This window comes from Kitasatospora sp. MBT63 (genome assembly GCF_000710465.2).
Classification (GTDB): domain Bacteria; phylum Actinomycetota; class Actinomycetes; order Streptomycetales; family Streptomycetaceae; genus Kitasatospora.
Genome location: NZ_JAIZ01000663.1, coordinates 1 through 12,466, shown reverse-complemented (window position 1 = coordinate 12,466; position 12,466 = coordinate 1). Strand labels below are relative to the sequence as shown.

Annotated in this window: 7 protein-coding genes, 3 pseudogenes and 1 riboswitch; of the genes and pseudogenes, 3 read left to right on the top strand and 7 right to left on the bottom strand. The window is 75.1% G+C overall.

Annotated elements, in window-relative coordinates:
• Positions 1-68: 68 nt before the first annotated feature.
• The 3 genes and pseudogenes from AA75_RS52785 to AA75_RS34590 all read right to left on the bottom strand — a co-directional run.
• A pseudogene (locus AA75_RS52785) lies at positions 69-1,184 on the bottom strand (SpoIIE family protein phosphatase); the annotation flags it as partial.
• Positions 1,185-1,397: 213 nt separating this feature from the next.
• Positions 1,398-1,901, bottom strand: a pseudogene (locus AA75_RS52780) (ATP-binding cassette domain-containing protein); the annotation flags it as partial.
• A gap of 27 nt (positions 1,902-1,928) precedes the next feature.
• Positions 1,929-4,073 (bottom strand): SpoIIE family protein phosphatase, encoded by a 2,145-nt coding sequence (locus tag AA75_RS34590; RefSeq protein ID WP_233289317.1) that lies wholly within the window; start codon positions 4,071-4,073, stop codon positions 1,929-1,931.
• 282 nt (positions 4,074-4,355) lie between these two features.
• Here AA75_RS34590 and AA75_RS34585 point away from each other — a divergent pair, with 282 nt between their 5' ends.
• Entirely contained in the window at positions 4,356-5,906 is a 1,551-nt protein-coding gene (locus AA75_RS34585) for an MFS transporter (RefSeq protein ID WP_051813975.1), read from the top strand.
• A gap of 25 nt (positions 5,907-5,931) precedes the next feature.
• Here AA75_RS34585 and AA75_RS34580 read toward each other — a convergent pair whose 3' ends face one another.
• The gene (locus AA75_RS34580) at positions 5,932-6,807 is read right to left on the bottom strand and encodes an SDR family oxidoreductase (protein ID WP_051813974.1); all 876 of its coding nucleotides are present in this window, start codon (positions 6,805-6,807) and stop codon (positions 5,932-5,934) included.
• Between the two features lie 121 nt (positions 6,808-6,928).
• On the opposite strand from AA75_RS34580, the gene AA75_RS34575 reads away from it, so the two are divergent.
• Positions 6,929-7,423: a MarR family winged helix-turn-helix transcriptional regulator gene (locus AA75_RS34575; RefSeq protein WP_051813973.1), complete on the top strand. Its 495-nt coding sequence runs from the start codon at positions 6,929-6,931 to the stop codon at positions 7,421-7,423.
• A 61-nt stretch (positions 7,424-7,484) separates the two neighbouring features.
• Here the strand turns inward: AA75_RS34575 and AA75_RS53815 are convergent, their stop codons facing one another.
• The 3 genes and pseudogenes from AA75_RS53815 to AA75_RS34565 form a co-directional block, all read right to left on the bottom strand.
• The gene (locus AA75_RS53815) at positions 7,485-9,845 is read right to left on the bottom strand and encodes a PQQ-dependent sugar dehydrogenase (protein ID WP_082527049.1); all 2,361 of its coding nucleotides are present in this window, start codon (positions 9,843-9,845) and stop codon (positions 7,485-7,487) included.
• Positions 9,846-9,959: 114 nt separating this feature from the next.
• A complete protein-coding gene (locus AA75_RS52765; protein ID WP_233289318.1) occupies positions 9,960-10,367 on the bottom strand; it encodes a carbohydrate-binding protein in 408 nt (135 codons plus the stop codon).
• Positions 10,347-11,177, bottom strand: a pseudogene (locus AA75_RS34565) (hypothetical protein); the annotation flags it as partial. The gene AA75_RS52765 and the pseudogene AA75_RS34565, both read right to left, overlap by 21 nt.
• A gap of 384 nt (positions 11,178-11,561) precedes the next feature.
• Positions 11,562-11,716, top strand: a riboswitch (cyclic di-AMP (ydaO/yuaA leader).
• A gap of 4 nt (positions 11,717-11,720) precedes the next feature.
• On the opposite strand from AA75_RS34565, the gene AA75_RS34560 reads away from it, so the two are divergent.
• Positions 11,721-12,466 (top strand): transglycosylase family protein (locus tag AA75_RS34560; protein ID WP_051813972.1); only part of this gene is annotated, 746 nt, incomplete at its 3' end.

Genomic DNA, 12,466 nt, shown 5'->3' with positions numbered 1-12,466 from the left:
CGCCGCCGGACCCTTCCCGGTCCGTCGGCGGGTCCGCGGCGCGTGCGGCCGGCACCGCGGAGCGCCGCTCAGCCGCGGGGCAGCGGCTGCTCCGCCCAGATGATCTTCCCCTCGGCGGTGTACCTGGTCCCCCAGCGCTCGGCGAACTGGGCGACCAGGAACAGGCCGCGGCCGCCCTCGTCCGAGTCCGCGGCGTAGCGCAGGTGCGGGGCGGTGCTGCTGGTGTCCGAGACCTCGCAGATCAGGGTGCGGTCGAACAGCAGCCGGACGGTGATCGGCCCGGAGGCGTAGCGGACGGCGTTGGTGACCAGTTCGCTGAGGATCAGCTCGGTGGTGAACGACAGCTCCTCCAGCCCCCAGTCGGCCAGCCGGCGGCCGGCGTCGGCCCGGGTGCCGGCCACCGCGGCCGGGCCGAACGGGACCTCCCAGCAGGCGATCCGGTCGGCGGGCAGGGCCTTGGTGCGGGCGACCAGCAGGGCGACGTCGTCGGTCGGCTGGGTGGGCAGCAGGGCGTCGAGGACGGCGTCGCAGGCCTGTTCCGGGGTGCGGCCGCCGTCGCCCGCCAGCGCGGCCCTGAGCTGCTCGAGCCCGAGGTCGATGTCGCGGCGGCGGTTCTCCAGCAGGCCGTCGGTGTAGAGGACCAGGTGGCTGCCTTCGGGCAGTTCCAGGCGGACGGTCTCGAACGGCAGGCCGCCGAGGCCGAGCGGCGGGCCGGCCGGCAGGTCGAGGAACTCGACCGCGCCGCCGGGCCGGACCAGGGCGGGCGGCAGGTGGCCTGCCCTGGCGAGTTCGCAGCCGCGCGAGACCGGGTCGTAGACGGCGTACAGGCAGGTCGCCCCGGTGAGCGCGGCGCCGCCGGCCGCGGACTCGTCCTTGTCGATCCGGGCGACCAGGTCGTCGAGGTGGGCGAGCAGGTCGTCGGGGGGCAGGTCGAGCATGGAGAAGTTGTGCACCGCGGTGCGCAGCCGGCCCATCGAGGCGGCGGCGTGCATTCCGTGGCCGACGATGTCGCCGACCACCAGGGCGACCCGGGTGCCGGCCAGCGGGATGACGTCGAACCAGTCTCCGCCGACGCCGTCCTGGGCGGGCAGGTAGCGGTACGCGACGTCGAGGGCGCCCTGGTCGGGCAGGCCCCGGGGCAGCAGGCTCTGCTGCAGGGTGACGGCCATGGTGTGGTCGCCGGTGACGGCGGAGACGATCTGCTCCTGGGTGGCGTACTTGGTGTCGAAGACGCCGCCGTTGCACCCCAGGCGCAGCACCGCCACCCGGTCGGCGACCGCGCGGACGGTGTCCAGGTCGTGGCTGACCAGCAGGACGCCCAGGCGTCGTTCGCGCAGGCGCTCGATCAGTTCCAGCACCAGGGCGGTCTGGGCGACGCCGAGGGCGGCGGTCGGCTCGTCCAGGATGACCATCCGGGGTCCGCCGATCAGGGCCCGGGCGATGGCCACGCTCTGGCGCTGGCCGCCGGAGAGCGAGCCGACCGGGACCCGCAGGCTGGGGATCCGGATGGACAGGGCGGCCAGCAGGCGGCGGGCGCGCTTCTCCATCCCGACCTCGTCGAGGATCCCGAAGCGGCGCAGTTCGCGGCCGAGGAAGAGGTTGGCGACGGTGTCGAGGTTGTCGCACAGGGACAGGTCCTGGTGGACGGCGGCGATGCCCAGGTCCTGGGCGTCGGCCGGGCGGCGCAGGCCGACCGGCCGGCCCTCCCACTCGATCACCCCGCTGTCCGGTTCGAGGACCCCGGAGACGGCCTTGACCAGGGTGGACTTGCCGGCGCCGTTGTCCCCGACCAGGGCCACCACCTCGCCGGCGGCGACCTCCAGGTCGACCTCGCTCAGCGCCTGGACGGCGCCGAAGCGCTTGGAGATCCCGCGCACGGCGAGCAGCGGCGGCGGTGCCATGGCGCAACCTCCTGTCCGGCTCTGGGTTCAGCGGGGGACGGATCGGATCAGCAGCAGGGCGATGTCGTCGGTCCGGTGCTCGGCCCGCCGGGCCTGGCCGATCAGGGTGTCGGCGAGGCTGGCGAGCGGCTCGTCGCCGTGCCGGGCGAGTTCGTCGGACAGCGCGGCGAGGGCCAGGTCGAGGTCGGCGCCGGGGGTCTCGATCAGGCCGTCGGTGTAGAAGGCGAGGGTGGTGCCGATCGGCAGGCCGATCCGGGTCAGCGGGTACTCGGCGGCGGGGTCGACGTTGAGCACCAGGCCGCTCTGCGGTTCCAGCACCTCGGCCTGCCCGTCGGGGCGCCGCAGCAGCGGTGCGGGGTGGCCGGCGTCGGCGAGCCAGGCCTCCCGCCGGGCCAGGTCGACCCGCAGGCAGGCGCAGCTGGCGAGCAGGGTGGTGTCCAGGTCCGTGAGCAGGCGGTTGGTGCGGGCGAGCACGGTGCTGGGGTCGGCGTCGGCGGTGGCGAAGGCGCGGACGGCGGTGCGGATCTGGCCCATCAGGGCGGCGGCGTTGACGTTGTGGCCCTGGACGTCGCCGATGACCACGACGGCGGTGTCCCGGTCGATGGGGACCAGGTCGTAGAAGTCGCCGCCGACGTCCATGCCCTCGGTGCCGGGCAGGTAGCGGGCGGCGCTCTCCAGGCCGGGGACGGTGGGCAGGGCGCGGGGCAGCAGGCTGTCCTGGAGGCCGTGGGCGAGGCCGAGTTTGGTGTCGTACAGGCGGGCGCGGTCGAGGGCCTGGGCGATCAGGCCGCCGAGGGAGGTGAGGACGGCGCGTTCCTCGACGCCGAAGTGGTGGGGTTCGGCGAAGGCCAGCACGCAGGTGCCGATCAGCCGGCCGGAGGTGACCAGCGGGAGGTACGCCCAGGCGGCCATGCCGTCCTGGGTCTCGTGGCGGCCGGGGTAGAGCCGTTCGAGTTCGGTGCGGTTCTCGAAGAAGGCGGGCACCGGGTTGGTGGCGGCCTGGACGCCGGGGGTGGACTCGTCCAGTGCGGTGCCGTCGAACTGGTCGACCAGGCCGGGCGGGTAGCCGCGGTGGCCGACGATCCGCAGCCGGCCGGCCTCGGCCATCAGGACGGCGACGGCCTGGGCGCCGAAGGCGGGGACGATCTGGTCGGAGACCATGCTGACCACGTCCTGGACGCTGACCGCCTCGGTGAGCGCGCCGGCCAGGTGGAGGATGTGGTAGAGCGCGCCGGGTCGGGGGTGGACGGCGGGCTGGGCGTCCGGCCGGGGGCCGGTGGGGTGCTGTCCGTCCGCGGCGGGGGTGATCCGGACGGTGAGGCCGGTGGCGTCGGGGTGGAGCTGGAAGGTCAGCCAGTGGTCGGGGGGCCGCAGGGCGACGAAGGAGGTGGACGTACCGCCGATCACGGCCGCCCGGTAGTGATACTCGTAGACCGGGTCGCGCAGCCAGGGCAGCGCGGACCAGGGGCGTTCGCCGGTCAGCCGGTCGGCGCTCTCGCCGAGCAGGGCGGCGGCGTTGGGGGTGACGAGGGCGATCCGGCCGTTCAGGTCCAGGCCGCACAGGCCGTCGGGGAGCCGGGCGAGCGCGAGGGCGAGCGGGTCGGCCGGGCCGTCGGCGGTGGTGACCGCGAGGGGGCTGCGGCGTGGCCGCAGCGGGTGGCCGGCCCGGTCGGCGCGGGCGAGTTCGGCGGTGAGGAGGGCGGTGAGGTCGGTGAGGTCGCGGCTCTCCTGCGGCGAGAGCTCCGCGGGGTGGGAGGCCGGCCAGAGCAGGAACAGTGCGCCGTAGCCGGCCGTGCCGTCGGTCAGCGGGGCGGCGGCGAGGCTGAAGGCGTACGGCATGGCGACGGCGACCCGCGGGTACCGGCGGGCCATCGCGTCGGGGCCGCCGATCCAGACCAGGTGGTCGCCGCGGACGGCGTCGGCGACCGGGATGGGGGCGGACAGGCCGACCCGGTGCCAGGGGCGGGTGAACTGCCGGGCGGCCCCGAGGGTGAGGGCGAGTTCCAGCAGGTCGCCGTCGGCCGACCGCAGGTAGAGCCCGCCGAGCTGGGCGTCCAGCGGGCCGGTGGCCGCCCGGCGCAGGATCCGGGCCAGGGTGTCGAGGCCGTCCTCGGTCGCCGGCTCGGCGCCATCGCGTCCGGGCCGCGGGGACGCCGGCCCTGACGTGTCCACGCAACCACCTCGATCCGGGCCGTCGGGTCGCCCGCCCGGCCTTCCTCCCATACTGGCCCGTCCTGGCTCCGGTCGCCCCGCAGTCCCGGCGACCGGCGGTTCCGCGGCCGGCGGTTCCGCGGCCGGGCGGGCGGCGGAATCACCCCGGGGCCCGCTCGTGTCCCGCGCCCGGCGCGCGCGCCGGTGCGTACCGTCGGATTCCACAGCGGCGGCCACCGGACGCCGGGGCGACCCGACCCGGGCGGTCGGGGCAACGGCCGGGGACAAGGAGCGGGGCTTTCCGTGGAACGCAAGTGGTGGACCCTGATCGCCGTCTCGGTGGCGACCTTCATGCTCCTGCTGGACATCACCGTCGTGAACGTGGCGCTGCCGTCGATCCGCCGCGACCTGGGGGCCAGCTTCACCGACCTGCAGTGGGTGTTCGACGCGTACGCGCTGACCCTGGCCGCGCTGGTGCTGACGGCCGGCTCGCTGGCCGACCGGCTCGGGCGGCGGCGGACCTTCGCGGCCGGACTGGTGATCTTCTCGGTGGCCTCGCTGCTGTGCGCCCTGGCCCCCAACCCGACCTTCCTCAACCTCTCCCGCGCGCTGCAGGGCGTCGGCGGCGCGGTGATGTTCGCGGTGTCGCTGGCCCTGGTCGCCCAGGAGTTCCCGGCCGGACGGGAGCGCGGCACGGCGATGGGCCTGTACGGGGCCACCATCGGGGTCGCGGTGGCGGTCGGCCCGCTGGTCGGCGGCGCGCTGACCGACTGGCTGGGCTGGGAGTCGATCTTCTACCTCAACCTGCCGATCGGGGCGGCGGCGCTGCTGGTCACCTTCCTGAAGCTGCGCGAGAGCCGCGACCCCAACGCCACCCGGATCGACTGGGCGGGCGTGGTGACCTTCTCGCTCTCGCTGTTCCTGCTGGTCCTGGCGCTGGTACGGGGCAACGCGGAGGGCTGGGGCAGCGCCCTGATCGTCTCGCTGTTCGTCGGCGCGGCGCTGCTGATGGCCGCGTTCGTGGTGATCGAGCTGCGGGTGGCGGAACCGATGCTGCCGCTGACGCTGTTCCGGCGCGGGGCGTTCACCGGGGTGCAGCTGGCCGCGTTCGCGGTCTCCGGCTCACTGTTCGCGCTGTTCCTGTATCTGACCCTGTACCTGCAGAACTACCTCGGCCTGTCGCCGTTCGCGGCCGGCGTGCGGTACCTGCCGATCACGGCGCTCAGCTTCCTGGTCGCGCCGGTCGCCGGGGCGCTGCTGTCCCGGGTGCAGGCCCGGCTGCTGCTCGGGATCGGGCTCGCGGCGGTCGGCGCGGGGCTGCTGCTGATGGGCGGCATCCAGGCCGGCGACACCTGGTCGACCCTGCTGAGCGGCTTCGTGGTGGCGGGCGCGGGGGTCGGTCTGATCAACCCGGTGATCGCGGACGTGGCGGTGAGCGTGGTCCCCAAGGAGCGCAGCGGGATGGCCGCCGGCATCAACGACACCTTCCGGCAGGTCGGCATCGCCGTGGGCATCGCGGTCTGGGGCGCGGTGTTCGTCGGCCGGGGCACCGAGCGGGTCCGAGAGCTGGCCGCCGGGACCCCGGCCGCCGAGGGCGGGCGGCCCCGGCAGCTGGTCGAGGCGGCCTCCTCGGGCGCGCTGGACGAGGCGGTGGCGGCGTTCCCGGAGCCGGTCCGCGGGGCGGTGGTGGACGCCGCCCGGGCGGGGTTCCTGTCCGGCCTGAACACGGTGCTGTGGATGGGTGCGGTGCTCAGCTTCGCGGGGGCCGTGCTGGCCCTGTGGCTGGTCCGGGAGAGCGAGATCGAGCGCGACCGGCCCGAGCCCGACCCGGCGCCCGCGGGTGCCGGGGGCTGAGCGGGCCCCCGGCGGCGGTCCGGACTCAGGACACCCAGGTGGTGGTGGCGCCGAGCACGGCGGACCCGTCGAGGTCGGCCAGCTTGAGCCCGACGAAGGCCCGGGCGGCCTCGGAGGTCTGCACCCGCAGTGCCGGACGGTCCGCGCCGAGCGCGTCGACGATGGTGGCGGCGGCGCCCTCGGCGGACTGCGCGCCGTTCGCGAAGGCGGCCGTGGTGCGGTCGAGGTAGCCCTTGAGGGCCGGGGCGTACGGGCCGGCGGCGCCCAGCACGGCCTCGAGGTCGACGCCGACGTTGGCCACGAACTCGCTGGCCACGGCGCCGGGCTCGACCAGGGTCACGCCGACGCCCTGGGCGGCGGCCACCGGGGCGAGCGACTCCAGGAAGCCCTCGACGGCGAACTTGGCCGCGCAGTACGCCTCGTTGAAGGGCTGGCCGACCACGCCGCCGACGCTGCTCACCGCGATCAGGCGGCCGCCGGAGGCCCGCAGGTGGGGCAGGGCGGCGCGGGTGACCTCCACGACGCCGAAGAAGTTCACCTCCATCACCGCGCGGACGTCCGCCACGGTCTCCTGCTCGATGGTGCCGAGGTGGCCGGCGCCCGCGTTGTTGACCACCGCGTCCAGTCGGCCGTGCTCGGTGATCACGCCGGCGACGCAGGCAGCCACCGACGCGGGGTCGGTCACGTCCAGCTGCCGCACCTGGACCAGCTCGGCGACGCCGGCCTCGGCGGCGGCCCGCTCCAGGGCGCCGGAGCGGGTGAGGTCCCGCATGGTGGCGACCACCAGCCAGCCGGCCCGGGCGGCGGCGACGGCCGCGGCCAGGCCGATGCCGGACGAGCAGCCGGTGATCAGGACGGTCCGGTTCGGCGTGGCGGCGTCGCGGGGGGCGGTGCTGGACATGGGGGTACCTCGTTCGGGGTCGGAGGGCGGTCGACCGGCTGAGGTCGGTCATCCCAGCCGATTGCGTGTACACACACACTAATACTGTGTGCGCGCACACGCAAGCAAGTACGATGCGGTCATGACGCGCGCCGAGCTCTCCCTGGGGCCCCTGTCCGACCAGGACCACGCCTTCTACGGCCTGGTCTGGGCCGGCACCACGCTGGCCGCGCACGTGGACCGCGAGCTGACCCGCACCCACGGCCTGCCGATGTCCTGGTTCGAGGTGATGCTCTGGCTCAACGGCCAGCCGGAGCCGGTGGCCGCCTCCGACCTCGGCGCCCGCACCATGCTCAGCCGCAGCCAGGTCTCCCGGGTGGTGGACGCGCTCGCGGCCCGCGGCCTGGTCGCCCGCAGCCCCTCCCCCTCCGACGCCCGTTCGGTGCGGATCGCGCTGACCGAGCACGGTCGGCGGACCTTCGCCGAGGCGGACGCGGCCCGCCGGGAGATCCTCCGGCCGGTCTTCAGCGGGCTCCTGGACGAGACGGACATCCAGGCCCTGGAGACCGTCTGGCGCAAGCTCAAGCAGCCCCACGCCGAGAAGCGGCCGGACGGCCCGGCCGAGGCCGGGAACTGACCCGGGGGCGCGGGGAGAGCCGTCGCGCTCCCCCCACGCCCCCGCGGGCGCGTACGCCGGGTCAGCCGATCGCGATCCGGAAGACCTTGTCCGCGCCGTCGGCCGCGCCGCCGTTGTTGTCGGCGTTGGTGGTGGTGAGCCAGAGCTGGTCCGCACCCGGCACCTTGGCGACCGTGCGCAGCCGGCCGTAGGTGCCGACGTAGTACGAGGTGGGCGTGGAGACGCTCTCCGAGTCGCCGTTGATCGGGATCCGCCACATCCGCTCACCGCGCAGCGCGGCCATGTAGACCACGTTGCGGACGATCGCGATGCCGCTCGGCGAGGCCTGGTCGACCGGCCAGCTCGCCTTGGGGTTGGTCATGCCGGCGACCGTGCAGTCGCCCTCGCAGGTCGGCCAGCCGTAGTTGGCGCCGGGCTTGATCAGGTTGAGCTCGTCCCGCTTCGCGTTGCCGAACTCGGCCTCCCACAGGCGGCCGTTGCGGTCGAAGGCGAGGCCCTGCGGGTTGCGGTGGCCGTAGCTGTAGACGTAGTTGCCGAACGGGTTGCCGGGGGCCGGCCGGCCGGCGGTGGTGAGCCGCAGGATCTTGCCGTTCAGGGAGTTCTTGTCCTGCGCGTCGGCGGGGGTCTCGGCGTCGCCGGTGGAGGCGTAGAGGTAGCCGTCCGGGCCGAAAGCGAGCCGGCCGCCGTTGTGGTACTGGTTCTTGCCGATGCCCTGGAGCAGCACGGTGTAGCCGCCGAGCGAGGTGCCGGTCCAGGTCATCCGGACGATCCGGTTGCCCTCGGCCGCGGTGTGCATGAAGTAGACGTAGTGGTTGCCCGACCAGTTGGGGTCGACCGCGACCCCGAGCAGGCCGCCCTCGCCGTTGGTGGTGACGGCGTCGGGCACCGTACCGGCCAGGGTGCGGGTGCCGCCGGTGGTGAGGGTGAAGACCTTGAAGCTGTCCCGTTCGGTGACCAGCGCGCTCCTGCCGTCCGGCAGCCAGGCGATGCCCCAGGGGACGGTCCAGCCGCTGGAGAGCACGGACGGGGAGCCCGGGACGCCGCCGTCGGATCGGCAGGCGCCGGTGGTGAAGGAGACCGGGGCGGACGGCGGTGACCAGCCGCCCGCGGTGTCCTCGGCGACCACCGTCAGGGTGAACGGGGCGTCACAGGCGAGACCGGTGACGGCCGTGGTGGTGGCGGGCGGGGTGCCGGCCACGGTGGCCAGTACGGCGGCGCCGCTTCGGACCTGGTAGCCGACCACGCCCCGGTCGTCGGTGGAGGCGGCCCAGCTGAGGGTTGCGCCGGTGGAGGTGACCGCCGAGACGGCCGGGGTGCCCGGCCGGCTTGGCGGCGGGTCGGAGCCGGCCGGGGTGGTGCACTCGGTCGCGACGCTGGCGGGTGAGGCGTTGCCGGACGCGTCCCGGGCGACCACGGCCAGGGTGTAGGTGGTGCCCGGGGCGAGGCCGGTGAGCCGCTGCCCGGTCGCGGTGCCGGGCGCCTCGGCGATCTTGTTGCCGTGCTCGTAGAGGTCGTAGGCGCTGACGCCGACGTCGTCGGTGGCGGCGCCCCAGGACAGGGTCAGGGCGTTCGGGGTGAGGCCGGAGCAGGACGGCGTGCCGGGGCGGGTCGGGGCGGTGGTGTCGGCCGCGGTGCCGACCTGCAGCCGGTCCAGGTTGGGGCCGCCGGACGCGGTGACGGCGGTGGCCCGGACGGTGTTGGAACCGGCCCGCAGCGGCGCGCCGACGGTCCTGGTGGCCCAGGTGTTCCAGTCGGCGGTGGACGGGAAGGAGACGCCGGCGGCGACCACGGTGCCGTTGACGGCGATGTCCATCGGCCGGTCGGTGGTGCCCGCGTTGGCGTACCGGAAGGCCAGCGGGGCGGTGCCGGCCGCGGTGGCGCTCACCGTGAACTCGACGGCCGAGCCCGCCGCGTTGGTGTAGTCGACGAACCCGGTGCCGGTGTAGCCGGTGTGGTTGGTGGCGACGGCCGCCCGGGTGAGCGCGGCGTCCTCGGCCTGGTAATCGGCGCTGGGCGCGGTCGGTTCGACGTCCAGGCTGTCCAGGTCGGGCAGGCCGGCGGCACTGGTCGAGGTCAGCCGCACCCGGTTGGCGCCGGCGTCCACCGCGGCGGTCACCGTGGCGGTGGCCCAGTCGTCCCAGGTCCCGGTGGACGGGAAGGACCGGGCGGCCGATACCACCGTCCCGTTGACGGCCACGTCGCCGGGCCGGTCGACCGAACTGCCGATCACGTTGTCCCCGTTGACGAAGCCCGTGCCCGAGTAGCCGCGGTGGTCGGACGCCACCGCGCCGAGCGTGACGGTCGCGGACTCGGCCTCGTACCGGGTGGCGGCGGCCGAGGCCGTCGGCGCGGCGCCGACCGTGGTGGCCGTCAGGAGGGCGGCGGCGGCCATTGCGGCGCCGATGCTGTGCAGGTGCTTCATCGGGGACTCCTCGGCCCTGGTGCCGGACGACGGTCCCGGTGGACCGGTACGGGGTCCGCGCGGCGGCGGGGCCGGCTGCGGTGGGAGATCTGCACGGGTGGTCGGTCCTTCGGGTCAGCGGAGTTCGATCCGGTCGAGGTTGGGGCCGCCGGCCGCGCCGGTGGCGGTGAGCCGGACCGTGTTGGTGCCCGCCCGGAGGGCGACCGGCAGGGAGGTGGCGGCCCAGGTGTCCCAGTCGGCGGTGGGCGGGAAGGACACCGCGGCGGCCCGCGCGCCGTTGACGGTGACGTCCATCGGGCGGCCGGCGGCGGTGCCGTTGGCGTAGCGCACGGTCAGCGTGGCGCTCGCCGCGGCGGCCGAGTGCAGGGTCCACTCGGCGTGGCTGCCGGCGGCGTCGGACAGGTTGACGAAGCCGGCGCCGGTGTAGCCGCGGTGCCCGGTGTCCAGGACGCCCTGCGAGAGCCGGGCCTCCTCGGCCCGGTAGACGCCGCTCGACCCGGACACCAGCTGGTAACCGCGCATCGAGGTGGTGAGCAGGTGGCAGTCGCGCAGGGATCCGGAAGTGTCGCCGAGCGAACGGTAGATCCCCCACTTGGGCCGTACCCGGTCGGCGAGGAAGGTGTCGACGCCGGTCCTGGTCACGTCCGTCACCACGGCGCCCGCGCTGCGCAGGATCCAGCGCACCGAACCGGACGTCCCGTCGCCGACCCTGACCTGGAGGTCGACGTCGATCCAGCGGTCGTGCAGCGGCTCGAGCGGGGTCCGGCCGACCAGGACCCCGGCGACGGGCAGTTGGAGTTCGACGGTCGGGGTGCCGGAGACCCGGCGCAGCGACTGGACCAGGATCGGCGAGGTGCCGTCCCCGGGCTGCTTGAGCTGCATGATGTGGGTGAAGGAGGTGGTCGCCCGCAGCGAGCCGGGGATGAACAGGGCGTAGGCGGCGCGCCAGGTCTGGCCGGGCTTCCACTCCAGGAAGGAGCCGGGGCCGGTCCGCATGCCGGTCACCTCCTGGCGCTGGCGGTCCGTCATGGAGTCGCGGTCGACCAGGTGCATGTCCCAGCGGAAGGCGTCGCCCTCGGTGCGGATGTGCGGGTGTCCGGCGGGGTGCGAGCCGGCCCGGTCGTCCTCGACGGTCTCGAAGGCGGCGAGGCCGTCGGCCGCGGCCGAGGGCGACCAGCGCAGGTGCCAGGAGTCGACCGAGAGGCCGGACCCGGCGGCGGCCGGGGCGGTGGGCGGTGGACCCGGGGCGGCGGCCCGGGCGGTGGACGGTAGCGCGGCGGCGGCGCCGGCGAGGGCCGCGCCGAGGACGGACCTGCGTGAGAGCGTGCTCATCTCTCTCCTCACAGCGGGGGTGGGGGTCCGGGAGTGCACAGCGCTCGGCCTGGGCTCCCCGGGGGAGGAGGGGCCTGAGTACCGTTCAGAATCGACGCCTGAACGAGCACGGTCAATGACTTCGGTTAGGAAAGTTTCCCAATCATTCGAGGAGCGGCCCGCGCGGGGCCCGCCGACCGTGCGTCACCGAACCTCCGTTGCAGGTCGCGGACGGTTCCGGCACGCGCCGCATGTGGTTCCCGCCGAGGGCCCCGAAGTCAACCGTGATGATTGTGTGATGCTCGGTATGCAGGCTTGTTATTGAGGTGTTGATCCCTCTAATCTCCCAGGCAGCCCGCCGCTGCGGGCGCCCGGAACGCGGCACGCCCAACCCTGCCCACCGCGCCACCGGGACGACCGGACACCCTGGGCAGGGGCGGGGGACCCAGGTTATTGCGCCGACCCCCATCGGCTCGGGGTGAAGCCGCGCCCGACGCGCGGCCGGGCCACCTCCCGGCCCGAACCCGACAGCTCACCTCGCAGGCGTGCGGAGAGGGATAACTGATGGTGTTTTCGGGTTCCGGGCGTCACCGCCGTCCCACCCAGGCCGACCGGGCCGTCGCGGCCGCCGGCGTCGCCGGGGTCGGCCTCGCGCTCCCGCTGCTCACCGCGACCGGCGCGCACGCGGCACCGGCCGTCGCGCCGGACACCTGGCAGGCGGTCGCCCAGTGCCAGACCGACGGGGACTGGCACGGCAACCCCGGCACCGGAACGTACGGCGGCCTCGGTCTGACCCTGCGGACCTGGGCCGCGTACGGCGGCGACGAGTTCGCCGCGCAGCCCGACCACGCCACCCCGCAGCAGCAGATCATCGTGGCCGAGCGCCTGCTCGCGGCCCGCGGCTCCAGCCTGTGGCCCACCTGCGGCCCGGCGGCCGGCCTGCCCGCCCCGGTGGTCGACACCCCGCCCGCCGCCGACCCGGGCGTGCCCAGCCTCGACGCGTCCACCCCGGTCCGGGGCGACGGCGGGTACGTCCCGCACTTCGTGCTGCCGTACCTGGAACCCTCCGCGACCCCCGCCGTCCCCGGAACCACCGGGACCACCGGTGAGCTGCCGCCCGCCGCCCCGGCCCGGCCCGGCGGCCTGCCGACCGACCTGCCCGGCACCACGGTGCCCGGCACCACCCCGGTCGACCCCACCACGGCCGCCCCGGTCACCCCGGCCCCGGGCACCACCCCGGCGCCCGGCACCGGTGCCACCACCCCCACCACCTCGCCGAGCCCGGACGCCACCACCACCCCCGCCACCGG